26 protein-coding genes are annotated in these 24,992 nt (G+C 51.7%); 19 read left to right on the plus strand and 7 right to left on the minus strand.

Features of this window, described 5'->3' with window-relative positions; translation table 11 throughout:
• Window positions 1–171 precede the first annotated feature (171 nt).
• Complete coding sequence (locus tag ACR0DL_RS14960) at window positions 172–471, minus strand: hypothetical protein (protein ID WP_171617724.1); 300 nt, start codon at window positions 469–471, stop codon at window positions 172–174.
• Between the two features lie 560 nt (window positions 472–1,031).
• Between ACR0DL_RS14960 and ACR0DL_RS14965 the strand changes: the two genes are divergently transcribed.
• The 3 genes from ACR0DL_RS14965 to ACR0DL_RS14975 all read left to right on the plus strand — a co-directional run bounded on the left by ACR0DL_RS14965 (window position 1,032) and on the right by ACR0DL_RS14975 (window position 2,918).
• Window positions 1,032–1,547, plus strand: a complete 516-nt coding sequence (locus ACR0DL_RS14965) for a DUF805 domain-containing protein (protein ID WP_170552488.1) — start codon at window positions 1,032–1,034, stop codon at window positions 1,545–1,547.
• Between the two features lie 73 nt (window positions 1,548–1,620).
• Window positions 1,621–2,391: a hypothetical protein gene (locus ACR0DL_RS14970; protein ID WP_480689892.1), complete on the plus strand. Its 771-nt coding sequence runs from the start codon at window positions 1,621–1,623 to the stop codon at window positions 2,389–2,391.
• A 146-nt stretch (window positions 2,392–2,537) separates the two neighbouring features.
• Entirely contained in the window at window positions 2,538–2,918 is a 381-nt protein-coding gene (locus ACR0DL_RS14975; RefSeq protein ID WP_480689894.1) for a hypothetical protein, read from the plus strand.
• Window positions 2,919–3,464: 546 nt separating this feature from the next.
• On the opposite strand, the gene ACR0DL_RS14980 is transcribed toward ACR0DL_RS14975, so the two are convergent.
• A complete protein-coding gene (locus ACR0DL_RS14980; RefSeq protein ID WP_170352056.1) occupies window positions 3,465–5,144 on the minus strand; it encodes a BCCT family transporter in 1,680 nt (559 codons plus the stop codon).
• Between the two features lie 334 nt (window positions 5,145–5,478).
• Between ACR0DL_RS14980 and ACR0DL_RS14985 the strand changes: the two genes are divergently transcribed.
• On the plus strand, window positions 5,479–6,411 hold the full coding sequence (locus ACR0DL_RS14985; RefSeq protein ID WP_480689896.1) for a LysR family transcriptional regulator: 933 nt from the start codon (window positions 5,479–5,481) through the stop codon (window positions 6,409–6,411).
• A 236-nt stretch (window positions 6,412–6,647) separates the two neighbouring features.
• Here the strand turns inward: ACR0DL_RS14985 and ACR0DL_RS14990 are convergent, their stop codons facing one another.
• Window positions 6,648–6,866 carry a tautomerase family protein gene (locus tag ACR0DL_RS14990; RefSeq protein ID WP_170414971.1) on the minus strand — a complete coding sequence of 73 codons (219 nt, stop codon included), beginning with the start codon at window positions 6,864–6,866 and terminating at the stop codon, window positions 6,648–6,650.
• Window positions 6,867–6,987: 121 nt separating this feature from the next.
• On the opposite strand from ACR0DL_RS14990, the gene ACR0DL_RS14995 reads away from it, so the two are divergent.
• Together ACR0DL_RS14995 and ACR0DL_RS15000 are read left to right on the plus strand one after the other, a co-directional pair.
• The gene (locus tag ACR0DL_RS14995) at window positions 6,988–7,413 is read left to right on the plus strand and encodes an acyl-CoA thioesterase (RefSeq protein WP_170552496.1); all 426 of its coding nucleotides are present in this window, start codon (window positions 6,988–6,990) and stop codon (window positions 7,411–7,413) included.
• 365 nt (window positions 7,414–7,778) lie between these two features.
• Window positions 7,779–8,273, plus strand: coding sequence for a GNAT family N-acetyltransferase (locus ACR0DL_RS15000; RefSeq protein ID WP_425082509.1), 495 nt, complete (start codon window positions 7,779–7,781; stop codon window positions 8,271–8,273).
• A 187-nt stretch (window positions 8,274–8,460) separates the two neighbouring features.
• Here the strand turns inward: ACR0DL_RS15000 and ACR0DL_RS15005 are convergent, their stop codons facing one another.
• On the minus strand, window positions 8,461–9,405 hold the full coding sequence (locus tag ACR0DL_RS15005; RefSeq protein WP_480689898.1) for an aminotransferase class IV: 945 nt from the start codon (window positions 9,403–9,405) through the stop codon (window positions 8,461–8,463).
• Window positions 9,406–9,565: 160 nt separating this feature from the next.
• Here ACR0DL_RS15005 and ACR0DL_RS15010 point away from each other — a divergent pair, with 160 nt between their 5' ends.
• Window positions 9,566–10,552 (plus strand): DMT family transporter, encoded by a 987-nt coding sequence (locus ACR0DL_RS15010; RefSeq protein ID WP_480689900.1) that lies wholly within the window; start codon window positions 9,566–9,568, stop codon window positions 10,550–10,552.
• A gap of 108 nt (window positions 10,553–10,660) precedes the next feature.
• On the plus strand, window positions 10,661–11,128 hold the full coding sequence (locus tag ACR0DL_RS15015; RefSeq protein ID WP_480689902.1) for a transglycosylase SLT domain-containing protein: 468 nt from the start codon (window positions 10,661–10,663) through the stop codon (window positions 11,126–11,128).
• Between the two features lie 773 nt (window positions 11,129–11,901).
• Here the strand turns inward: ACR0DL_RS15015 and ACR0DL_RS15020 are convergent.
• A complete protein-coding gene (locus ACR0DL_RS15020; protein ID WP_480689904.1) occupies window positions 11,902–12,321 on the minus strand; it encodes a hypothetical protein in 420 nt (139 codons plus the stop codon).
• 551 nt (window positions 12,322–12,872) lie between these two features.
• Here ACR0DL_RS15020 and ACR0DL_RS15025 point away from each other — a divergent pair.
• From ACR0DL_RS15025 to ACR0DL_RS15040, 4 genes are all read left to right on the plus strand, one after another.
• Entirely contained in the window at window positions 12,873–13,469 is a 597-nt protein-coding gene (locus ACR0DL_RS15025; protein WP_170379638.1) for a TetR/AcrR family transcriptional regulator, read from the plus strand.
• 122 nt (window positions 13,470–13,591) lie between these two features.
• Complete coding sequence (locus ACR0DL_RS15030; RefSeq protein WP_480689906.1) at window positions 13,592–14,698, plus strand: alkene reductase; 1,107 nt, start codon at window positions 13,592–13,594, stop codon at window positions 14,696–14,698.
• A 340-nt stretch (window positions 14,699–15,038) separates the two neighbouring features.
• Entirely contained in the window at window positions 15,039–16,928 is a 1,890-nt protein-coding gene (locus ACR0DL_RS15035) for an SLC13 family permease (RefSeq protein ID WP_480689968.1), read from the plus strand.
• 256 nt (window positions 16,929–17,184) lie between these two features.
• On the plus strand, window positions 17,185–18,090 hold the full coding sequence (locus ACR0DL_RS15040) for a haloalkane dehalogenase (protein ID WP_480689908.1): 906 nt from the start codon (window positions 17,185–17,187) through the stop codon (window positions 18,088–18,090).
• A gap of 32 nt (window positions 18,091–18,122) precedes the next feature.
• Here ACR0DL_RS15040 and ACR0DL_RS15045 read toward each other — a convergent pair whose 3' ends face one another.
• Window positions 18,123–19,010, minus strand: a complete 888-nt coding sequence (locus ACR0DL_RS15045) for a LysR family transcriptional regulator (protein ID WP_480689910.1) — start codon at window positions 19,008–19,010, stop codon at window positions 18,123–18,125.
• A 104-nt stretch (window positions 19,011–19,114) separates the two neighbouring features.
• Here ACR0DL_RS15045 and ACR0DL_RS15050 point away from each other — a divergent pair, with 104 nt between their 5' ends.
• The 7 genes from ACR0DL_RS15050 to ACR0DL_RS15080 all read left to right on the plus strand — a co-directional run bounded on the left by ACR0DL_RS15050 (window position 19,115) and on the right by ACR0DL_RS15080 (window position 23,027).
• Window positions 19,115–19,405: a putative quinol monooxygenase gene (locus tag ACR0DL_RS15050; RefSeq protein ID WP_480689912.1), complete on the plus strand. Its 291-nt coding sequence runs from the start codon at window positions 19,115–19,117 to the stop codon at window positions 19,403–19,405.
• Between the two features lie 26 nt (window positions 19,406–19,431).
• Window positions 19,432–20,445 (plus strand): zinc-binding alcohol dehydrogenase family protein, encoded by a 1,014-nt coding sequence (locus tag ACR0DL_RS15055; RefSeq protein ID WP_480689914.1) that lies wholly within the window; start codon window positions 19,432–19,434, stop codon window positions 20,443–20,445.
• Window positions 20,446–20,826 carry a VOC family protein gene (locus tag ACR0DL_RS15060; protein ID WP_480689916.1) on the plus strand — a complete coding sequence of 127 codons (381 nt, stop codon included), beginning with the start codon at window positions 20,446–20,448 and terminating at the stop codon, window positions 20,824–20,826.
• Between the two features lie 145 nt (window positions 20,827–20,971).
• Window positions 20,972–21,355, plus strand: a complete 384-nt coding sequence (locus ACR0DL_RS15065; RefSeq protein ID WP_170361955.1) for a nuclear transport factor 2 family protein — start codon at window positions 20,972–20,974, stop codon at window positions 21,353–21,355.
• 136 nt (window positions 21,356–21,491) lie between these two features.
• Window positions 21,492–21,995 carry an aggregation factor core gene (locus ACR0DL_RS15070; protein WP_480689918.1) on the plus strand — a complete coding sequence of 168 codons (504 nt, stop codon included), beginning with the start codon at window positions 21,492–21,494 and terminating at the stop codon, window positions 21,993–21,995.
• A gap of 13 nt (window positions 21,996–22,008) precedes the next feature.
• Entirely contained in the window at window positions 22,009–22,461 is a 453-nt protein-coding gene (locus ACR0DL_RS15075; RefSeq protein WP_480689920.1) for a TspO/MBR family protein, read from the plus strand.
• Window positions 22,462–22,472: 11 nt separating this feature from the next.
• Complete coding sequence (locus ACR0DL_RS15080) at window positions 22,473–23,027, plus strand: CIA30 family protein (RefSeq protein WP_480689922.1); 555 nt, start codon at window positions 22,473–22,475, stop codon at window positions 23,025–23,027.
• Between the two features lie 103 nt (window positions 23,028–23,130).
• On the opposite strand, the gene ACR0DL_RS15085 is transcribed toward ACR0DL_RS15080, so the two are convergent.
• The gene (locus tag ACR0DL_RS15085) at window positions 23,131–24,663 is read right to left on the minus strand and encodes a phospholipase D family protein (RefSeq protein WP_480689924.1); all 1,533 of its coding nucleotides are present in this window, start codon (window positions 24,661–24,663) and stop codon (window positions 23,131–23,133) included.
• Between the last annotated feature and the right edge of the window lie 329 nt (window positions 24,664–24,992).

The following is a 24,992-nucleotide window of genomic DNA, read 5'->3' on the forward strand; positions in this document are numbered from 1 at the left end:
GACAAAGGGTCTCGTTCCTGTCCCAACCAGCCAAATTTGCCCGTCAAGAATGCAACCAACGCCAACAGGTACAGGACCGCGAATACGATGATGGTGGTTCTACAAACCAAGTCGAGCCTCAGCAGATCAAGCCAGTGCTGCGCAGCCGTTTTCAGCTACGCAGCAGACAGGTCACAATGCGCCTTCGTCGCCCAGGAACTCGATACCAGCTGTCGCGCCATCACTGTAAGCAATGCAATTCCAAGGAGCACGATCCTCGCCAACGCCGACTGTGACCTGTGTTCCCGCCTCGCTAAACGCAGATGAGAGCACCACGACTTGCGAATTGTTTGTCGTGTTGGCTACATCTCGCAAACACGCCTGCTGAGCCGGCGTGAGCTCGGCGGACGCGCTTGATGTACTCGTATCGTCGCAGGCCGCAAGCAGTGCGAAACATGTCGCGCCTGCAATCATCACCAACTTGTTAGACATTTTCTTCTCCCTCTGGTTCCCTTGAAATTAGTGAAATTGGATGCGCTTGTTTGAAGCTCTCGCGTCTGTGCAGCCAATAGAACATACCTCGATCCTGTGACCATCTTACCCAAAACTTGCCGCGGGGGGCTTGGTCGGCGGGACGATATTTCGTTGACTATCGGGGCCGACAATAACGTGTGAAGGCCGAATGACGTCACTAGCAAATGCTAGAGCAAACTCTGAAAAGAGGGCGAGTACGTTAAGTCTGAGCATCGCGTCCTCCCAGCGCTCAATCATTGTAAAGTGCCTTCCGACCGCCAGCACTCACTCCAGCAGTCGGAAGGGCTCGGCACAGCGAGCAGCAACGACAACAACGGAGGTAAAATAAAGTTGTGTCGAATTCGCATGTTTGAATCTAATTTCTCATAAATCAATGTTTTTTCCGCGCGTAAATTTCTCTACGCTCTCGTACGATAGGCCTCTGCGTTCAAACAAAAAAGTAAGTGGTAGCTGCGAGTGTGTTCCCCTGAGTGGCGAAGCGATTTGAGGCCGCACAGAAACAATGAAGGGATTGAAAGATGGGATTTGGTGAAGCCGTTAAGACGTGTTTCTCGAAATACTTCCAGTTCTCCGGTCGGGCTATACGCTCAGAATACTGGTGGTTCTTCTTGTTTGTGGTTCTCGTGAGTGCTGCTTTAGCTGTGCTGGATACGATCATATTCGGGACCAACCCAGAAACTGGGCAAGGATCTCGCGTCATGTCCTCTGTTTTCCAACTGGCTGTTCTCATACCTATGCTGGCCGCCGGTTGGCGGAGACTGCATGATACAGGACGACCTGGCTGGTATTTGCTGCTGCCGATGGCGCTCAGCATTACAACGCTCTTTGTTATGCTGGGTGGGGTGGCGTTCTTCTCGGTATTGGAGCAAGGGACCGAGAACCCTGACGCATTGCGAGGACCTGCGGCAGTCCTGGGCGTGTCCGGTATTGTTGTTGTCTCAATTCTTCAATTGGTTCTGTCCATTCTGATGATCTGGTGGTTGACGCGCCCTTCCCAAGAAGGCGCAAACGAATACGGCGAACCTGTTTCCTGACCTGGCTGCCCGGGCAATTGGCCGGACTCCCTGCTGAATAGCAGTGCGAACCGTAACACTATGGAGAGAGAAAATGAGTTTCAAAACAATTTCCACTGGGACGCTGATGGTGGTTATGGCGACTACAGCATCAGCGGAGTGGTCGTTTAGTTCCGGGCCCAATCCCAATGCATTTATTCAATCTGGAAACATGACGCTGGAACTACAGTGTAACCGTATCCGCTTTGCACCGGCTGGATATGAGGACAGCCAGGACCTTGTGGAGAAGCAGGGGCTTTCCATTCGATTTTTGAAGAACGGCACCACCGAAGTTGGAGCATTTCAGGTTGGCGCAGAAAACGCTGCCTTGCAGATCGTCGACAACTATCCCGTCGAGGTCAGTTTCAATAGTCAGCAGGACTATGATTTTGTACTGGACCAGCTTGCAGCCAATGCATCGGTTAATCTGTCCATGATTGATCAAGATGTCAGCTATGGGATCTTTGACTTGAAAGGTTCCGGCGCGGCAATTCGGTCCCTTCGTTCCGCCTGCGATTTAGATGCTAGCCAGGGGACCTCCTACGAAGCACCCGAAGGCATCGTCTACTGTGGTGGCGGAGCGATAAAACGCGTGATCGAACCCGTAATTTTGGACAACCCGGACGGAGAGTGGGACGCGCGAGTAACGGTTAACGGTGCGTCGATCAGAGCCATGACAGCCTACAGTTACTTCGGAAACTCTGAGCCGCCGGCGGGATTTGTTGTCGCCCTGCTTGGGGAAGACAGGTCCGAATTTCTGATTTTTAACGAAGGCTCAGCAAACTGGCTGGAATACGGGGACTACAGGTATGAACAATGCAATTGATGCCACCTTCCAAACGACTTCCCAAGTAGTGCGTCAATTGAAAGGGTTGGATTTTAGGATTGTGCTGGTCTCTGGCCTCTGGCCTAGTATGGAACTCACCAGCTGTCGCGGCTGATGTTTCGCGACTTCCCATCGGTTTGCGGGAAATGGTTGATCTGGCGGCACAAGCCTGCGCGGAGTTCAACGACGGTCATTTTGACTTAGATTGGGGTGCGGTTGAGATGGTCGATCTCGACGGAGACCTACAACGCGACTGGGTTTTGAATGAGTCTGGTTTTGCGTGTTCGAGCGCCGCATCTCTTTACTGCGGAACTGGCGGATGCATGTCGCACTTCTTGATTGAAGAGGAGGTTCAATCCTTGCTCAACCAGGGCTGGACGGTTGTTGATTTTGGGCGTCAACGCGTTGTTGTTGCGGATATTCATGGATCCAATTGCGACGGAATAAACCCAACGCCTTGCGTCACCGCCAGTGTTTGGGATGCGGACGCTAAGACGTGGCGCTCATCTGCTGGCGATTGGGAGTAAACTGCATTTGTGTGTAGCAGATGTGCCAGAGGCCCCATTTTTCGATGGGTTCTCTGTGGCACGCAAACTTATGGGCGAATTGTACAAAGTTATGCGCAAATACCGCGCAGAGCTATGGGCAAGCTTCCAAGATTTTCTTCAATGAAATCAATGTTGGGAATGCAGCGCTATGAGTGCACCTACAGTCTCTGAAGGGATTCAATAAAGGATTCTTGTTGTTGCGAACTTGCCTGCGGGTTGGGACGCTACTGAAACACCTTACTGCATGGACATCGCAATCCGGGTCGTAACTAAACGTGAGCAGTGTTGGCGGGGTTCATGCTCAATGTGACTTCTGGAATCCCAGGTTTGGGTTCTCAGGCAGTTTGAATATTCTGTGCAGAAAGCAGACTTTGCAAAGTTCAACCAAAGACGTATTTTCGGTAATGATCAAGCAATCAATATGCGGCGCTAAAAGCCGCATTTTTGATAGATTTCTGTTTCGGCTGCCATCATATTTGTGACCCCGGTTTTTTCGTCCCGGGGTCACATTTAGATACGCGAGTACTATTCGGCTGGCATCGTTGATGTTTCGGGATCAACAGTTGATGCGATGCCAGCCGCTTCGCGGCGCCCATCGTTCCAGATCGCTTTTATCAAAGCAATGCACATCAGCGCCATGACGATAGAGAAAGGTAGTGCGCCGATTACCATAGCGGTCTGAATGGCCCCAGTTCCACCTGAGATCAGAAGGCCTCCAACCACCAATGCCAGCGCAGCGCCCCAGAACATGATATGCGGACGTGCCTTGGGCCCTTCGTCACCAGCCGCGTTGATCGTATTCACGATTAACACGGCCGAGTCAGCCGAAGTGACAAGGAAGGTCATCAGTAAAATCACGATCACAACCGCCATGGCCCAGGCCAGGAACTCGGCTATGGGCGCGAGCATGTAGGTGGTCATGGCAAAGATCTTGTCACCATTAGCCGCATCCAGGATCACACCGTTTGCGCCACCGTTCAGTTCAAGGTCGATAGCGGTGCCGCCGGCCCATGCAAACCAGACAAAGCACATCAGCGACGGTACGATCATCGCACCCAGCACGAACTCACGGATGGACCGCCCCCGCGAGATGCGCGCCAAGAACAATCCGACGAAAGGTGCAAACGCGATCCACCAGGCCCAATAAAACACCGGCCACCAGCCCTGCCATTGTGCCAGCAGGAAAGATTCAGACCCTTCTACGCCATCCGAGGCGTAAACGTTGAAGCTGAGCCAGGGCAGAGCAACCAAATAGTCCCAGATGCCGACAAAGAATGCCTTGGCGCCAAAGAACGTAGCCCCGAACAGGATGAAGAAACCCAGAAGGAAGATCGATAGCGCCATATTAATGTTCGACAGCCACTTGATGCCCTTACCCACACCAGACAGAGCCGACAGTGTCGAAGCCCCCATGATGACCAGCAACGCGACGATGATGCCCAGCGTTGTGGCTGAACCGTCTGTATTTGCCAGGCCGCCGATGCCGATACGCGTCAGGCCCGCAACGAACTGCTCAACACCAAAGCCAAGCGTCTGTGCCACACCCAAGATGGTTGCAACGACGGCGACGATATCGATTAGGTGGCCAAGGTTGCCCGAAAGCGCCTTACCAAAGAGCGGCGTCAGGGATGAGCGGATCGTCAGCGGAAGCCCACGGCGATAGCTGAAGAATGCCAATGCAAGACCTGCAATCGCGTAGCACGCCCAAGCGCCCAATCCCCAATGCAGATAGGACCACACGTAGGCAGTGCGCACATTGTCCGCATCTAGGGCTGTAGTGACCCCTTGAATAACCGAAGGATTGTTCTTGAAGTGGGCCACGGGTTCCGCCACCGCCCAGGTCAACATCCCAACTCCGATACCTGCACCGAACATCATCGAGAACCATGAGAAATTCGAGAACTCCGGCTTTTCGCCTTCTACACCCAAGTTCAGACGTCCTGCGGCTGGCCAGATGGCCAAACCAATACAGACGATAACAAACCCGGTTACGACCCAGATGTACCAAGCTGCAAACTGAGCCAGAATGGCTGCATTCCAATCGCCAAGGATCCTGCCGGCCTGGGTCGGCCAAACGATGCACCAGACGACCAGCAAACTAATGATAATCTTACTGATCACCGTGACGTTAACACTGAACCCCCTATAAAAACCGTTGTCAGCGGTCTTAATCGGAAGTTCTGAAAGAGGTGGCTTTATCGCCATAATCAACTTCTCCCTGTTTTTGATGCTCTGGTGGGATTGTCTGCTAGTTTTAGCTCGACCGCCTATATTGCTGGGAAACCACTGAGCCCAACGATACACGCAAGTTGCATCGTCAATCTCACTGGGACCGGGGAGTCAAAACTCGCTGAAATTCTCAATTTTTTTGAGCCAGCGTACGCATGTGAATTTCGTTAATCGCATGGCTATCCGCGCTTATGGCCGCGACTTTGTATTGTTATCATTGGCTCCCGTATTTCTCTCACAGGGCTGCACTCGCGCCCATAGGCATAGTTTTTGGTATAAATTTTCTACCTTTTGCAGTAGCTGAGTAATTATGGGTGACATTAACAGAGTTAATACCAGTCTAAGCCGAAACCTCGTGGCGCTTTATGCGTTCGAAATGGTCGCGAAACATGGAAACTTTACAAGTGCCGGCGACGCTCTCGGGCTGACCCAGTCCTCGATCTCGCAACGGATAAAAGGTTTGGAGGTCGATCTGGGCGTCGTCCTCTTCAAAAGAGAACACCGGGGCGTTTCACTGACGTATGAGGGGTTGAGGCTTTTGAATGTGGTCAGACCCGCAATGACGCAGATGAATTTTGCGGTAAACTCTTTGCTCGAGCGCAAAACTAAACCCAGTGTTCGAATCTCAGCCGATTTTGCGTTCTCAACATTCTGGCTGCTTCCGCGTCTTGGTTACCTCCGAGAGGAAATCGGGGATGAAATTGAAATTCAGATTTTGGCGTCCACTGTGCCGCCCGGCCTGGATGATACCGATTGCGACATTCGTATCCATGTTGCACCCAAAGCCCAGATCAAACCTGATGAAATACTACTCTTGGAAGAGGTTGTCGCCGCTGTTTGCAGTCCTCAGCTATTAAAGAAGATTGGATCAATCCAAAATCCCGCGGACTTGCTGGACGTTCAACTTCTGAGCCTGTCAAAACCTGCAACCGCAGCGTGGCAAACCTGGCAAGGATGGTTTGATAGCCTGGGCATCACTGGCAAAAGAAAGAAAAATTACATCAGTTTCAACAACTATGACATGGTCACCCAGGCTGCTTTGTCTGGTGAAGGTGTCGCATTGGGGTGGATTGGATTGATTGATGATCTGCTCAGCAAGGGGTCTCTGGTGACCGTTACGGACGATTTAGTCTTCAGCGATGCTGGTTATGTAATGTCACGAAGTCATACCAACTCCGGCAGGGGGTCCAGGCTTGTGTTCGACTGGATTGCGGATCAAGTTCTCGCAGCATCTTCGAATTAGAACGTCGCTGAGTTGTTCAGTCAGCTCGGCCAAAATGTCAGGTCAATTCGAAAACTACGGCAATACTACAACAACATGAAGCGGCATTGAAAACTTGCTTTCTTCTCGCTTTACGGAATTGCTAAATCTGGTCGCGAATGTCGGCTACTGGCTGAATCAGCCAAGTATGCAACCCGTAGAAAGTGACTGCTGTGGGCCAAAGCTGCCGAAAACTGACCCGGTCCTAAGGTGTTTTGTCAACCACGGGCGCGCATCTCCAAAGCGTCTTGTGTAGTTAGAATGTTTCCCGCGTAACCCCATGAACCGCTGCTTACCTCTAGCAACCGGACAGACGTTCCATTTTGTATTGTTTGCCCGGCGACTTCGCCGAAGGCCTTGGTGACATTTTGTATTATCTTGCCTTTTTCTTCTGCCGAAAACACACCTTCAAGCACCTGAATTTCAATTGAGGGCATCGCACACTCCATTTCTTAAGACTTACCAAAATGCTGGTCTATACTTGGTCGATTGTTCGACAAGATGACATGCAATGCCCATTCTTGTAAGAATCCTATGCAGTTCGAGAGGAGCAACTACATGTCAGCAATGGTTTCATTTCGCTCGGTTGTTGATCCATCGGATTGCGATTTTCTTGGACATATGAATGTTTCGAGGTACTTCGCCGCATGTTCCGACGGTGTTTTAGCCATTCAATCTGAAATGGGGTTAACCGCAAACGATATGCGAACGGGCCGCCGTGTTTCATTCGCCGTAGTCAACGCTCAAAGCGATTTCCGCGCAGAGCTTACTGCTGGTGAATCGATACGGCTGGAGACGGAAGTTGTAGCGATTGGCTCCAAATCCATGACCTTTAGACATCGGCTTTTTCGAGCTGACGGCAACAAAATAGCGTTCGAAACCGAATTCAAATGCGTACTGCTAAGCCTCGAAACCCGCCAAGCCACAGAGATACCCGATGACGTTCGCGAACGTGCAACCAAATGGTTGGGGAATCCAACCTGAATGACCAGAAAGTCCCGAATTGCGTTGGTTCACTCCGACCAATCTTAGCGCCGTACATCAATCGGTGGCTTTGGTCAGCATCGCTAGAATTACAAAGCTCGGTTTTGAAGGTCCGCTTTGGGCTGCGATCTGTCGCAGACATTGTATGCAGAAAATGTCTGCAGTGAGCCCAATGCAGTCATCCATCGTTGCTTGAGCAGGACAATAAATTGCGCATTTGACAACAAGTATTTACGGCCCTCATGCTAAAATTTGGAAATCGAAGTGGAACGACCAAAGGTAATTTCATGTTTAGATCATCAACCCGAAGTGAAGCAGAAAGTTTGTTAAGCGGACTTGCTCTTGGATTTTCTGCGGACCCATTCATGCGTTGGCTGTATCCTGAACCTGCCGATTTCCTCTCCCACTTCCCGCGAGTAATGGACTTCTTTGGAGGGCGTGCATTTGAACAGGGCAGCGCGTTTCGAAACGATGATTTCACCGCTGGCGCACTTTGGCTTCCGCCAAGCATTCACCCTGATGAAGAACGGCTTGTCGCCTGTTTTGAGCAGACGGTCTCACCAGAAAAGCATGATGCGTTGTTCGAAACCTTTGGGCAGATGGACAATTATCATCCCGATGAGGACTGCTGGCATTTAGCTTTTATTGCGGTCGACCCAATTCACCAAGGAAAAGGGTTGGGTTCCGCGTTGCTTGAATGCTGCCTCAAACGTTGTGACGAAGATGGAAGACCTGCTTACTTAGAGTCGACAAACCCTACAAATCTATCGCTGTATAAGCGCTATGGTTTTCAAGAGATGGGTCTAATCAAAGCCGACCAAGCCCCACCCCTATTTCCGATGTTTCGAGCCGCCCAATAGCGATAGATCAAAAGGCTGCATTGTCCGCTTCTCGGAAAACTGCAAAGTCTAGTTTTGAATGTCCGGTTTGGGCTGAGACCGGTAACAGAAAAGCTCTGTTTTGGTCCGCTATTTTGGCGTGTCTTGCCGGGGCCCGTCTTGCAGAAAAGCTTCAGTTTCTCCGAGCAAACCAGACACCGACTGAAGGCTATTTGTCATCCAGGTATCTGACAACCATCCTTATGTTCTCTTCTTTGTGCAGTTCCCAATAACTCTTGGTAATCTGATTTGTGATTTGGCCGGGGGTTCCAGAACCGATGCTTTGTCCATTCACTTTGGTCACTGGCATGATCCCACCGGCAGTTGAAGATATGAAAATCTCGTCTGCACCTAAGAGTTGGTCTTGAGGTATGTCGACGGCTGAGCAGTCGATTTCTAGGTTCGTGCAAATGTCGAAGACCGTCTGACGTGTGATCCCGAGAAGCACACCGAACCTTGGTGTTAGAACTTTTCCGTCGATGACGGCAAAAATATTGAATCCGGGCCCTTCAGACACGTTACCATTTGTATCGACAAGGATCGCAGTGTCTGCGCCGCGGTCGTAAGCCTCATAGAGGCCTTTGACCAAATCCAACCAATGATAGTTCTTTACAGTTGGATCGACTGAATTTGGCGGGATGCGCACCAAAGAGGATATTGCTGCATTTAGACCATGCTTCATCTGCTCTGGATTGGCCACCGAACCAAACGGGATTGCGAACGCGATGAACTGGTTGACGGCATGACGTGGATCCCGGCTGAATGTTGGAGACATGCCGCGAGTACAAATGAACTCGACGTATGAGTTCTTTAATCCGGATAGTGCGACGCAGTTGTGCAGTATCTCGATGACCTGGCCTCGATCATACTCAATCGACATATGCAGCTTTTCCAGACCTGCGAAGAACCGATCAAGGTGATTTTCTAGTCGAAAGAAGGCTCCGTTCCAAACATGAACTACATCATACGTTGCGTCGGAATGAAGCAACCCATAGTCCAGCACCGAAATCTTGGCTTCAGAAATCGGCAAATACTGTCCGTCCAGGAAAGCCACGCCTGGAGGATATGTTTTAGGGTCTGAGTAATGCTCGGAGAGGCTGGGTAGTACATTCATAATGTGAAAGCTACCGGAGTACAGGCTGCAATCGCAATGTCTGCTTTGGGCTGCGACCGATCACAGATACGCGTCGCGGATATCTGAGCGAACTGCCGTGTCGCAAAGCGACGTGACCTATTCTTTGACCCATGGTAGTGGCCCTGTGAAAGGGCACTCCATGACAGCGGAACAAAAACTACAAAACCCGACAGCTGGTATTGTGTTCGTGCTGATCGGAATATTGGCGATTTCTGTCAATGACATGCTGATCAAATTCCTGTCTGGCGGTTACCCCTTGCACCAGATGGTGTTTACAAGATCGTTGATCGGGATCGGGTTCAGCTTTGCCCTGGTCCAGATGGAGGGCGGTTGGCGCATCCTGAAAACCGATCAGCCGGGACTTCACCTTGTGCGCGGTTTGCTGATTGTCATTGCCAATCTGACGTTCTTTACGGCCCTGGCGGTAATGCCGCTGGCGGAAGCCACCGCTGTTTTCTTCGTAGCCCCCTTGATGATCACCTTGCTGAGTATCCCATTGCTTGGCGAAAAAGTTGGGCCGATGCGGATTGGTGCTGTGCTTGTGGGATTTTTGGGCGTGGTGATCATGACTCGCCCATGGGAGGCCGGCGGCGAGCGTGAAGTTGGTCTGTTGATGTATGCCTTACCCGTTCTTGCTGCATTTACCTATGCCCTCAACAACGTGATGACCCGTTTTCTTGGCGCAAAGTCCAAAGCCTCAGCAATGGCCGTGTACATTCAGGCGTGCTTTATCGTTGTCAGTCTGTTGTTCTGGTCCGTGGCAGGGGATGGACGTTTTACGACCGAGCTCGAGAACGATAGCCTGATCTTCTTACTGCGTGCGTGGGTTTGGCCCGAAGGGGCTGACCGCTGGTTGTTTATTGGCCTCGGATTCAATTCTGCAATTGTCGGGTATTGCCTTGGCCAGGCCTACCGAATGGCAGACGCAGCTACTGTGGCACCGTTTGAATATGTCGGTCTTCCCATGGCTATTTTCTGGGGATGGGTCATCTGGGGCGAACTCCCAAACCTGCCTGTCGCAGTCGGTATTTCACTGATCTTGGGGTCAGGACTGTTTGTTTTTTTGCGCGAGCGTCAGAAAAAGAGGCACGTTGTTACTGAAAAGAGAGTGCACCGTCGGTATTAGGTGCCAAATCAATTCTGGCCAAAAGCCGCTCAAAAATACCTTGGGATATTGAATATCAATCACAGTTGAGCACTGATGAATCTTGTCATTAATGAGATGAGAATTTTGATGCGATACACAGTCATTCTTGCTGCGCTAATTCTTACCGCTTGCGGCAATGAACCCGCAGAGCCTTTGACGCGACTTTATCCCGGTGAAACCCCTGAGCTGCGCGTGATGATCAACGAAACTGCGGACGCAAACGGTGTACCGCGGAGCCTCGTACACCGTGTGATCCAGCGAGAAAGCGACTACCGCCCCAATGCCCGAAATGGTCCCTATTATGGGCTGATGCAGATTCTGCCTGCTACTGCGCGCCAGATGGGATTTCGCGGACAGCCTTCCGACCTCTTAGACGCTCAGACCAATCTAACATACGCCGTTAGATATTTGCGTGGTGCTTGGATGGTTTCAGATGGAAATGAGCCCGAAGCGGTCATGTGGTATGCCCGCGGGTATTATTACGAGGCGCGAAACAGATGCATGCTTGTGGCCACCGGGCTTAGGGATACTGAGGTGCGAAAGTACTGCGGATGAAGCCCTTCTCTGACATTCTTATTCCCCTCTGGAACTAAGACTTTTGGGCAAATTGCTAACTTTGAGTTATTTGTCATGGCCCCGGAAAAGCTAGTTGTCGGGCGTGCGAGCGCTTCCTCAGGAGAGGCTCCAATTCTGCAAACGACCTAGTCCTCCGGCGCAAGTAGTTTGCACTGGTGTGGAAAGACGGGAGACTGGCACCGAAATTCCTACCTGTGCGTTGCTTTAGGTGTCGTCTGGTGACACGCCCTGCCTATTACCAGAAGTTGGTTCAATCTCCCGAATTGCCAACTCCGCGATTTTTCGAACCAGATACCAAACGCTGCTGCGGCGTGTATGCCACTTGATCCAGCCAGTCACATCCTGAGCCGGGATCCTACCGCTAGTGTGGATGAGGATCTGGCGCGATTGCGCAGGCAGATGATGGCTGTGTTTGAGCGGTGAAGTCTGTTTGACAGAAATATGCAGAAACCGAGTTTGTTGAGTTTCCGCTACGCGTAGCGGTAGATAACAGATTTGCAGAGCAGTTGTACTTGTCGGTGGGATTTTCTCCAACGGGTATCGATATTCGAAGACCTAGTTAGTACCCGTATTTCAGTATGCTCTTGGCCATTCGTATTTATGGATGGGCTGCTTGGTATTGTCTCTGAATTCTCAGAAGAGAATGGACATTTAAGTGCCCTGATCTCGCTATTCTTGCCGGAGGCAGAAAAAGCAGGGGAGACACGAATTTGCCAGATGCTGTACGACGTATGAGTGACCAAAAGCTAACACTAAGCTGCCTTCAGACCACCAGCATCGCCTGCGATACCGACTATGCAATCATCGCCGATCTGAATGCGATTTGCCGGGCTTTCCCCTCCGAGTTCCAGTTTGGGTGAGGTTAACCAGAACGCGCATTGCCACGGGGTCATTTCACGTGGCAGGGCTTTCAACACTTTTTCCATCAAAGGAAGCGGGGTTCCATCCTGAGCAAACTGGAAAGATGGAAAGGCGTTGGCTCCTTTGTAAGGTAAAGAAAGCACCTTCCCGGTTCGTGTCCAGATGTCGGCTATCCGCGTGATCTGCCAGGAGCCCTTCTGCCATTGCGCGTGCACGCCTATATCGTCCAGCAACGGATACTCACGCGCAAAATCATCCATCCGGATGTCATTGACCGCGCAACAATGCCCCTCGAAATTATGCAAATACATCTACTCACTCACTGAACTCACTAACAACTCATGAAACGATACTGCCAAAAAACCGTTCTAACCAAAGTTAAGAAGTTCACATTGGGCAAATTAAACTTCAGCTGCCCTCGTTTTTTTGCCTAGCGCGCTGAAATTATTGTTGGTTTGCTTACGATGACCCGCCGTTCTGATGCTCGTAAAACCAGTTCTGAATTCCTGGCTTTGTTACTCATTGGAGTAGTAATCCTCACAAGATGAGGGCATTGGCCATAAATCTACCGAACCAATCTCTGGTTTGTGAGTGATCAAGATCAGCGCGTTGGACAAAGCCGCCAGTCACTCAGTCCAGTGTTGGAAACTAGTACCGAGCGCGGGCTCTTTTTTCTACGATCACGATCCTCCTCGTCTGACACTCCCGCAAAAAGACAAACAGTCCTGATCCTAAGATTAGCGTGAGGTCTTGTATTTCTACCGACCTAAATTCCTTTCTCTGGTCATAATACGGACTGACCATTCCAAAAATTTCCTACCGCCACCTTGAATTTCTGGACCAATCATTCCAAATCATGCGCATGAGCAAAAAAACTCTCCCAAATGGCGACATCAAATCATCCGCAGGTCCAGGTAGACCTCGTGCCTTTGACGAAGCTGAGGCATTGGAAAAAGCCTTGTGTGTATTCTGGCACAAGGGCTACGAGACCGCGTCCGTGGATGATCTGACCAAGGCCATGGGTTTGAGCCGGTCCAGCTTCTATGGAGCGTTCGGCAACAAGCAGGCTTTGTTTCACAAAGCCCTCAGCCACTATTCAAGGCGTGGTTTGAAAGCGCTGCGTGACGTTGCTGACGCGGGCGGAGATGACCCTGTCGGTGCGATAATGGAAGCTTTGGCGAACCCTCAAGGCGGTCGTGATGGCTGCATGCTTATCAACTGCCTGACGGAACTTGCTCCTCATGATGATGAAGTGGCGGCTCTCGGGCGGCAGCATTTGGAGAATATTGACGAGATTATTGCGAGAGCGCTTGAGCCTTCGGATCCGGGACAGGCCCTCGACAAGGCACGCGCCTTTGCGTCCCTTGCAATCGGAACACTAGCCTTGCGCAAGGCGGGCGTTCCCGCTGAGCAGATATCGCAAACCCTGAAGCAAGCCCGGTTGGTGATTTCGCCATAAGGACTCCCACCACCATAAGGAAATGAAACCTAAAACAAACTCAATCAAAAGACAGTGACCCTAATATTGGACTGATTGGTCCAATAATATCTGAACGAAGTTTACCAAAGAAGGAAGCAGCAATGGCTGATGAAAAACTGTTCTCTGGCATCAAAGCTGGTGCAATCGAGCTGAAAAACCGCATTGTCATGGCGCCATTGACCCGCAACCGGGCAAGAGCCGAGGATGACAGTGTCCATGAATTGCAGGCCAAGTACTACGCCCAGCGGGCGGGTGCAGGTCTGATCATCACGGAGGCTTCGCAAATCTCGCCCCAAGGCAAGGGCTATGCCTGGACGCCCGGCATTTATTCCGAAGCGCAGATCGACGGCTGGAAAAAAGTGACTGAGGCCGTCCATGCCAAGGACGGGAAGATTGTAATCCAGCTTTGGCATGTGGGCCGGATTTCGCATTACAGCTTGCAGCAGGATGGTGGCGCCCCTGTTGCACCATCCGCAATTGGAGCTAAGGCCAAGACGTTTGATGGTGAGCAGTTTGTTGAAACATCTGAACCGCGGGCTCTGGCCATCGAAGAAATTGCGAACATTGTTTCCGACTACCGGAGGGCCGCGGAAAACGCCAAAGAGGCTGGTTTCGACGGTGTCGAGGTCCACGCAGCCAATGGATATCTGATCGATCAGTTCCTGCGGGACGAGTCCAACAGGCGTGAAGACGAATACGGCGGTCCTGTCGAGAACAGAGCGCGATTCCTGAAGGAAGTCATGGACGTGGTTGTCGACGTGTGGGGCGCCGACCGCGTTGGTGTTCGCCTCAGCCCGTTCTCGGACGCCAACAACATCTCCGACAGCGACCCGCAGGCGACGTTCTCCCATGCGATCAAATTGTTGAATAGCTATGGGTTGGCCTATCTCCATCTCGTGGAAGGACAGACCGGCGGCCCGCGCGATATTCCTGAAGGTGGCGATCTAAAGGCGCTCTATGAATTGTTTGACGGTGCGAAAATGGGCAACAACGCTTATGATCGCGAAATGGCGATTGAATCGGTTGAGACCGGTGCCGTCGATCTGGTGGCTTTTGGCCGACCGTTCATTTCCAACCCGGATCTTGTCAGTCGGCTGGAAAAAGACGCCTCGCTGAATGAGCTAGATGCAACTACCCTCTACGGCGGTAACGAAAAAGGATACACCGACTACCCAGCACTAGAAGAGGAAGCGGTTGCCGCAGAGTGATGCATCACTCTTAACTCCTTGGTAACAGGCAATACCAAATAGAGTGAGCGCGCCGGTTTGGACGCGCTCACTTCGCCGGTACGGCAATACCCTTTCTTGAAGCGGGGTTCTGTCACAAGTCTACGAATGGACTGCTGCCCTCCGATTGCGGTGATTAAGATAGGCTTTTGAGTTTATCATCAGCGTCTCTTTGAGTTGGCGAAATCCAGATTTCAGCAGATACCACGTCCGAGAAAACGAGTTGCGTGAGCCGACGTGATAGATTTTGGACTTATCTGCCGCGCAGAGTTGGTTCTTCGTATTTGCTGCTGGTCAGGTAACGTTAGGTTGGGAGTACGATATGGAATTACCAACACTGACGTACGAAATGATAGCCGTACTGAGTCTATTATCTTTTACCGTCTTACTTTTTGTTACCGAGATTATACGGATCGATGTCGCAGCAATTCTTGTAATGGTACTGCTTGGCGCACTGAGCTATCTACCGGGGCTAGGTAATCTAGCCGATATATCCAAGCTCTTTGAAGGTTTCTCCTCCAACGCTGTGATGTCCATCATCGCAGTGATGGTAATTGGGGCTGGGCTTGACAAGACTGGACTTATGTCAAAGGTCGCGGCCTTGATCCTCAAGCATGGTGGCACGACAGAGGCCCGGATAATCCCCATAATTTCAACAACGGTTGGTGTCATCAGCTCTTTCATGCAGAACGTAGGAGCTGCTGCGCTTTTTCTGCCTGTTGTCAGCCGCATCTCAGCGCGTACAGAAATCCCGATGAGTAGGTTGCTTATGCCCATGGGGTTTTGCGCGATACTGGGTGGTACGATCACATTAGTCGGGTCGTCGCCCCTCATCCTGTTGAATGACCTGATTGTTTCGGCAAATTCATCCCTACCGGCCAACCAACAAATGGAGACATTTGGGTTGTTTTCAGTCACGCCTATCGGTGTGATGCTGGTGCTGACAGGGGTTCTTTACTTTGTGCTCTTTGGTCGTTGGGTCCTTCCAGCGCAGCGAGAGCGTGGAGAAGACGCAAGCTCAGCTCGGTCCATGCAGACCTATGTAGAAAACACCTATGGGCTTAGGGCCGATATGTTCGAGATTCGTGTTCCAGAAGGCTCGATCTTGATTGGACAAACGCTCGCGGATGTCATGGTCGCCCATAATATTTACATTCTCGGTACATCCTATCGCGGCCACAAGGTCATCGCGCCGATGGCTGATACAAAGATCGAAGCCCCGGCGCGGCTCGCAGTGCTTGGCCTGCGTCGGGTGGTTGAGCATCAGTTCGCTGAGCCTTACGGCTTAGAGATACTACCCCAACTAGATGTCTTTGCAGATGATTTCGCGGCGACTCAATCAGGGGTGGCAGAGGTTGTTATTCCGCCCGGTTCATCGGTCATTGGCCAGACTCCGATTGATCTGCGCCTCCGTCAGACACACGGTTTGTCTCTGTTGGCCATTCAGCGCGGCGAAGAAACACTGAGCCACGTTGAAACTGATGATCATTCAGCCACGCATATCGGGCAAGTCCCTTTGCAAGCTGGTGATACGTGTGTGGTGCACGTGCAGTGGGACCGTCTGACACGGCTTAAGTCGGACAGGGATTTCGTCGTCGTAACTTCGGACTTTCCCCAAGAAGAGTTACGGCCACACAAGGTCGGATGGGCGCTGGCCTTCTTTCTAATAGCGTTGAGCTTAATCCTGTTTTCCGATCTGCGCTTGTCATTGTGCCTGTTGATCGGCGCTATTGGGATGGTGTTGAGCCGGGTGCTCTCGATAGACGAAGCTTACGAATCGATTAGTTGGAGCACAGTTTTTCTACTGGCTTCGCTGATCCCGTTGGGCCAAGCAGTTCAGAACACCGGCACTGCGGATTGGATTGCCGCGCATGTGTTGGCCCTCCTGAAGGGGTGGCCGATCTGGTCTTTGCAAGCAGGGATCGCCGTTTTGGCAACGGCGTTCACGCTGGTCATGTCCAACGTAGGTGCAACTGTTCTGCTGGTGCCGCTGGCGGTTTCTATTGCCGTATCGGCGGGTGGTAACCCGGCTGTGTTTGCTCTCACCGTGGCAATTTCAACGTCCAACTCATTTTTGATCCCAACACACCAAGTGAACGCGTTGATCATGGGCCCGGCAGGCTACCGGGTGGTCGATTTCGTTCGCTCGGGTGGAATCATGACTCTACTTTTCTTGGTTGTCTCAATGACCGGACTTGCGCTTTTCTTCTGAGCTGCCTCTCGGCGTTCCGTAAGATGTACGCTGCTTCAGTTCAGAAGAACTCATAAGGTAAGGCTCTTGTGACCAAACTTTATTGTTGGGGCAGCAGATCCGAGACGTTCGCAATGAGTACGTTTGCAGTTATGGAGCGAAGAAATGCGTCGAGCTCATACAATCCTGAATTCAAAATACGCGGGAACTGGACCGATTTAGTTTTATCGATCACTGTTGCTTTGCCAAGACCGTCGGCATTTTTGGAGAGTTCTCAATGAAGTTCCTTCGCACACCGGACCACCGGTTTGACGGGTTGCCAGATTTCGCATTCGGCCCGAACTATCTTGATGTGGATGATACCGAAGGCGGTCGTCTCCGAATGCACTATTTGGACGAGGGGCCGACACAGGTACCGCCTGTATTGTTGATGCACGGAGAGCCCACCTGGTGTTTCCTGTATCGGCACATGATCCCATTATTCAAAGATGCGGGCCACCGAGTTCTGGCGCCTGATTTGATTGGGTTCGGACGGTCGGACAAGCCAGCTGAGCGGTTCGATTACACCTACCAACGCCATGTAGACTGGATGTCCGAGTGGTTGCGGAAAGTTGACCTAACGAGCATCACATTGGTTTGCCAAGACTGGGGCGGACTCATAGGCTTGCGGCTGGTTGCGAGTATGCCCGAGCGGTTCTCTCGGGTAATTGTGGCAAACACGGCCTTGCCCACTGGTGACACTCCCTTGGGCGACGCATTTCTTTCATGGCGGGAATACTCGCAATCCGTGCCTGAATTTAATTCGGGCCGCATCGTATTCGGCGGTACAACATCCAAGATTTCAGACGAAGAGGTCGCAGCCTACAACGCACCGTTCCCGGATGCGCGCTATCTGGCGGGCGCTCGACAGTTTCCAATGTTGGTGCCCGACAAACCCGACAACCCAGCTTCAGAAGCCAACCGAGCCGCATGGAAAACCCTAAAGACCCTCGACACTCCGTTTCTGACCGTTTTTGGAGAAGATGACAGGGTCATGGCGGGAGTAGACAAAGTGTTCCAAAAGTCGATCCCAGGAGCTGCCGGTCGAAACCATACCGTGCTACCAAAAGCTGGGCATTTCATCCAAGAAGATGCTGGCACAGAGCTAGCACACGCGACATTGAAATTCATTGAGCAAACTTAGCTGGTATCAGTCTGGTTTCTTCCCCTGTGGCCTCAATTCACACCAAATTTGCGACGCAAGTGCTCGGCCAAGACCGTTACGCGACGTGGTTGGGCTCGGCTCGGAGGAAACATCATTTGCAAAGGCTTCGGCGGTGGGAGGAAATCGCGCAAGACAGAAACAAGTCTGCCACATCGAACATCGTCGCGGACATCCAGCTCGGACTTCAGTACGACCCCATGACCTGCAATCGCCCAATCGCGGATGAGTGAACCATCATTGACTATTCGGTTTCCTTTTACCGATACGCGCTGGGCATTTGGTCCTGATCCAAACTCCCAAACGTTGTCGATCATGTCGCCAAACCTCATGACCAAGCAGTTGTGGTTTAACAGATCTTCTGGTTTTTTTGGCGTTCCGAATGAGGTCAGGTAACCTGGGGACGCACATACGAAACGTTGGTAGCTTCCCAGATTTCGCAATCTGAGCGAGCTGTCTGTTATGTTGCCGAAGCGAACAGCGAGGTCGAAACCCAGGCCCACAAGGTCGACATAACCGTCCGAGAGGGACAGTTCGATTGAGACGGCTGGGTTCTCTTCGGTGAATTCGGCAATAACCTCGGAAACAAAACTCCGTCCCAAGTCAATGGGCGCACTTACGCGAATTGGACCAGATAGAGTTTCGGCGCCGTGCCGAACAAGTGTATCCAGGTCCGCAACCTCACTGAGTATGCTTCTTGCTCCGTTAGCTAGTGTCCGGCCTTCTTCGGTCAGGCTAATGGAACGGGTGGTGCGGTTGAACAAAACCACTCCGTAATGTGCCTCCAGAGCCGCGAGCCGCTCGGACACTGTCGTGCTCGACATCCCTGTGTCGCGCGCCGCGGCCACAAGACTGCCTTTCTCGGCTATGGTCAGAAACAAGCGAAGATTGTCTAAATGCATTAAACGGTATTTCCGGATTATATGTTCGATTATACTCCGTTTATCCCGAAAAGACTGCGGCGTAAATCTAACGCATCGCGCAAATACACAAGGGACCTATTCCAATGGCCAAGTTGACAATCGTCGCCAACATCAAAGCTAACCCCGACAAGATTGACCTCGTAAAGGCCGAGCTGATCAAGCTCATCGACATAACCCGTGCCGAAGAAGGTTGCATTAACTATGACCTGCACCAGGACAACGACAACCCGGCTCATTTCGTGTTCTACGAAAACTGGCAAAGCCGAGAGCTTTGGCAAACCCACATGGGTGCTCAGCACCTTGCGGCTTACCTGGAAGCAACAGAGGGCGCCGTTGCAGAATTCACGTTGAATGAGATGACAATCATCGGTTGATTGAGAACCGGACAAAGGAGCACGTTATGAAAGCCGTGGGATACCTTGAGACAGGGTCGATTGATCGGGCGGACGCCTTAATCGACTTTGAGGCCGACAAACCGACGCCGAAAGAGCACGACTTGTTGGTGAAGGTGCAGGCCGTGTCAGTGAACCCAGTTGATACGAAAATTCGTCAAAAACGTGCTCCTGTAGGTCCAATACCTGATATTCTGGGGTGGGACGCAGTAGGGATCGTCGAAGCAGTTGGTGAAACGGTTGAGACTTTCAGTCCGGGAGATACAGTTTGGTACGCCGGGGCAATAAACAGATCGGGGACCAATGCTGAGTTTCATCTGGTAGATGAACGTATCGTCGGGTCAGCGCCAAAGTCCATATCTGCAAAAGCAGCTGCGGCGATGCCGCTAACGACACTTACTGCCTTTGAGATGCTGTTCGACCGCTTGCGAGTTCAAGATGCCGTTTCCGGCGGGACCAATACGTTGCTGGTTATTGGTGGCGCAGGCGGTGTCGGGTCAATCACCATTCAATTGGCACGGGCTCTAACTGAATTGACAGTGATAGCGACGGCGTCCCGACCCGAGACACAAGACTGGGTTCGAGAGCTGGGTGCACACCATGTCATCAACCATGCGGAGCCTTTTGGCTCACAACTCGAGGCTCTCGGTATCGACAGCGTGGATTTCATTTATTCGACAAACCATTCCCAGCTTTATGCCTCCCAAGCTGGAGTGGTGATGACACCTCAAGGTCGCTTTGGGTTGATTGATGATCCTGAAACCTTCGACATCGCGCCGTTCAAACCTAAATCGATCTCATTGCATTGGGAGTTCATGTACACTCGGTCGCTTTTTGGGACTGGAGATATGAACCGTCAAAGCAAAATCCTGAATCAGGTCGCGGGGTTGATAGATGACGGAAAGATCAGATCCACAGCGACCGATACACTTGGTAGGATCAATGCTACAAACTTAAAGAAAGCGCATACAATCCTTGAAAGCGGCATGGCCAAAGGAAAGCTCGTGCTTGAGGGTTTTTAGATGAGAATTGAGCGACTGGATCATGTGAATATCGTAACGACTAAGTTGCCTGAGATGGTTACTTGGTATGAAGAGGTCTTGGGTTTAAAACTCGGGGCCCGCCCTGATTTTCCGTTTCCCGGAGCTTGGTTGTATGCGGGTGATCACGCCGTGGTTCACCTTGTGGGTCACGAAGGAACGCCTAATGTCGGCTCCGAAGTGAAGCTCAAGCTCGAGCATTTTGCGCTCTCAGCCACAGGGTTGAGAGCATTAGAAGAAAAACTGATCTCGTGTCAGATGCAGTATCGCAAAACTGATGTCCCGGGGGCTGGAATGGTGCAAATCCATGTGGCCGATCCTGATGGAAATCACATTCACATAGACTTTGAAGAAACCGAATAAGTGGCTAACCCGCGAAATAGTCGCAACGCAAAATCAAGCCGGTAACTTCTTGCCGATTAGGGATTGAGGTCCTTGCCGGGTTGCTTCCAAGATTTGCGTGGGCCAACATTTTTTAGGCGGTGCAAACGTCGATTTGGAGCTCAGTATGCCGGACCTCAAAACAAACAAGAAAAACGTCATCGCTTTCTACGAAATGATGTTCAACGAGTGTCGACCTGCCGAGGCCATAGAGATCTTTGTTGGGGAAACCTATACGCAGCACAACCCGCATGTTGGCGACGGCAAGCAAGCCTTTGTCGAGTACTTCGAGCGCATGGCTGCCGAATACCCGGGAAAGCGTGTGGATATCAAACGTGCCTTTGCTGAAGACGACCACGTTATTTTGCATTGCCACCAAATCTGGCCCGATGGTCTCGAGTACGCAGGGATCGATATTTTTCGCCTGGATGTCGATGGGAAGGTTGTCGAGCACTGGGACGTTCTTCAGGAGGTTCCGGCAAACAGCGAGAATGAAAACGGCATGTTTTGACTTAACCGTTCTGACAGCGGCGCATGGAACTTTGAAAGGTCCTGTCGGCTGAACCACGATAGTCAAAGGGCATAAGTCTGATCCAAGAAAGCTGCCAGAGCGTATTTGTCAGGAACCTTGTCGAAAGGAGACAAAAATGCTTCCGACCAGAATTATTGCGGTGTGCCTCGTACTTTTAGCATCTACCTCGCTTCAAGCCGGAGTTCAAATTCGCTTCATAGAAGGTGCACCCAAGGACCGTTTTGTTCTAACGAATGTCGGAACGTGCGAAGTAGAAGCCTCAACCCTCAAAATTGACTTGTCGCAATCTGCCGGACGCCTGATTTTCGATGTCACCGAAAGTGGCGCAGGCGTAGAGGTATTCCAGCCGCTTGAATTCGTTGAGGGTGTTGATGCACTGCGGCAACTTCCTTTGGTGGTGGACGGGCAAAATACAATTGAACTTGAGATCGCCACCCTCACAGTCGGGGACAATCTCGCCTTTACCATCGATGTTGATGATACAATCGGGCAACGCGAAATCACCGTAACCGGTTCCGAGATCGAAGGCGCAACAGTGTCATATGCCGACGCAGTTGAGACCAATACTGCAACCTTCTCTTCCGACGCAGTTGTCAACGTAGCGACCAAGGACTGCTGAAAGCTGCCTTACAATGTCGAACTGGATGGTCCGCATAGCATTTCTTGCCCTCGTGATGGGAGGCGGCATCCTGATCGGGATATTGACCGCACCCGGCGATTGGTATGGGCAGCTTTCTAAACCCGCCTTCAACCCACCAAATTGGGTTTTTGGCCCAGTTTGGACGGTGCTCTATGTCTTGATTGCTGTGACGGGTTGGCGTCAGTTTGAAACAGACCGAAGTTCGACCGCAATGAAGCTGTGGTGGGCGCAGATGGGTCTGAACTTTTTGTGGTCTCCAACCTTTTTCGTACTGCAACAGCCGTGGTTTGCCCTTGTGGTCATTGTCGCGTTGTTGGTTGTCATCGTCATGTTCATCGCTCGGGTCAGGAATTCGGATCGGGTTTCCGCACTGGCCTTCCTGCTGTACTTAGCATGGGTCGCATTTGCCACGGCGCTTAACCTTTCCATTGCGATATTGTACTGAGGAAGAACAATATGCGTGGCAACTTCGTTGGGCTTGTTTCAGGGCTATTTATCATCGGATCTACAATGGCGCAGGCTGATGGAAATCTTGCTGAGGACTTCTCCGAGTCTCCGGAGACTCGTTGGGACTACATTGCCGACAGCGTCATGGGAGGGGTCTCTTCAGGGCAGGTGCAGTTTCATTCGGAAGGTGATGTTGCATTCGCGCGGTTGACCGGAACCGTGAGTACAGAAAACAACGGCGGCTTCATCCAGTTTCGACGCAAGTTACCTGTTCGACCAGATGAGGGTGTATCAGGCGTCAGGTTAGTGGTGCGGGGCAACGGCGAGCAATACTTCGTTCACCTCAGAACTCGTGGCACGGTGCTTCCGTGGCAATACTATCAGGCCGAGTTCGAAACTTCTGACGAATGGACCGAGGTTTCTTTACCTTTGTCAAACTTTAAGGCTTCAGGTGCCATGTTGCGCTCTATTCCCGTCGCTGACGAAATCACCTCAGTTGGAATTGTCGCCTACGGGCGCGATCACGACGCCCGTGTAGATGTCAGCGAGATTGGTTTTTACTGAAGGTCGCCTGGGCGATGGCCCGAAATACGTCAGGGTGTTTCCCATTCGCTGTAGACGCGTGTCCGAGAAGAGCGACACGCGGCCAGATTATTTGTCAACAAACCTAAAGCTGTGACCCAATTGGTAAAATACTTAGGAAACCGGAAACTATGTGATCCCAAGCTGATCCTGTCGGTTCGGATTCATACTCAAGGACGTTGCCATCATCGCCTCTTGTTGTCCATTTAAGCTGACCGGCGTGCTCTAGCGTCACGTTATATGTGTATGCGGGTAGCGCGTCGTCCAAGGCACCCATAGTCCGTGCGGTCAATGCTGGTGAGTCAATCAGAATTCCCATTTCGGTGTTGATGTTGACAGACCGCGGGTCCCAGTTGAACGACCCTACGAACAAGTATCGGTCATCAACTGCAAATGCCTTGGAGTGTAGGCCTGATCGAGATTGAGCCCAGTTAATACCCCGACGTTGGACCTGATAGGCGTCGGGGCGCAGTTCGTAGAGTTCTACTCCACCGCGTAAAAGTGCTCGGCGTTTTTTAGCATAGTGTGCGTAAACCGGTGCGACGTCGTTAGATGCAAGCGAATTGGTCACGACCTTCACGTTAACACCGCGGCTCTCAAGTTCGGTAAGCCATTTCACACCGTTGTTGCGCGGCACGAAATAGGCGGAGACGATGTTCACCTCACTGTTGGCATTCTCAAAGTACGGAAGCAATTGAGATGCCAGAACGGGACCTGAGTTCTCGAGACCCGCGGCTTTTGAGGGCGGATCAGCATAAAGTTTCGCAGGCAGCCAATCCAGTGACAGGGCTCCATCCGCGAAGTTCTCTTGCGCTGATTTTCTGAGGGCAGCGCCGTACTGCGTTTGCCTCGCTTCCTCGACCAGTTCGTTCAACCGGACTCGTGCATCAGCAAGGTCAAATTCCTGGGGTTCTCCAACGACCACACGAGCCGGAACGGCAAATTCGCTGTTCCAGTATGCGTCAAAGCTTTGCGACACCTCGCGTACAACTGGGCCTGCGGCCAGCACATCCAGATCGGCATAGTTCATTTCTTTCCGAGCCAGAAAATACTCGGCACCGATGTTTCTGCCACCCACTATCGTGAACACGTTGTCCGCCGTCATGGACTTGTTGTGCATTCTGCGGTTGATGCGTTTGAAGTCCGTCAGACCCGCGAACAAAAGGCTCTGATCGCGCCAAAACGGATTGAACAACCTGATTTCAATATTCTCGTGATTGTCCAATGCGGCTGTCATTGCGTCATAGCTGGACGTATCCATGTCATCCAGCAACAATCGGACACGAACACCCCGATCTGCGGCCTGCAATAGGCTAGCTGCAAAAAGGTGGCCCGTTGGGTCGTTGTGCAGAAGGTAGTATTGCGCGTCTATCGTTTGCTCAGCCGCAGCCGCTAACAGCAAACGTGAAACAAGCGCTTCTTCGCCGTCACTGATCAGCTTGACCCCCGACCGACCGTCTTTGGGATCGCCAAGCCGGTTGGCTGCCTGACTAAGAGCTGTGCGCGAGTTTGCCGGAAGCGAGGCCGATACCGTCTTTTCATAGGTGCGAGTTTTTGGAGCGCAAGCAACAAGAGTCAGCGCACACCAAACACAAACCACAAACTTCCATCGCGTCATCAGCTTGCTCCATCCCCGTATCCTAGGTGACTACGTCGGAGCACGCGATTGCAAGTTTGTTCTATGTAGCCTGAGGTTGTTTCGTTTTTGGTGTTGATTTCGCACATCCTACTTTTTCGATTGGCGACTGTGACGGCGCGCTAGTTCGAACGAACTCTGGCAGTTCCCCAATAGGTGGGAATTTAACCAACCACTCGTGGTATTTGATGGTGACGCGTGGATTGCAATATTTGACGACATGCCCATCTTGCCTCGAGGATCGCCGTCGCTGCTCCTAGGCGCAGATAGCATGGTGTTCTGATCGTTTGAGGTCGTGCTTTGGGCGGCGC

The sequence above is a fragment of the Ruegeria sp. BB5 genome, assembly GCF_056539405.1.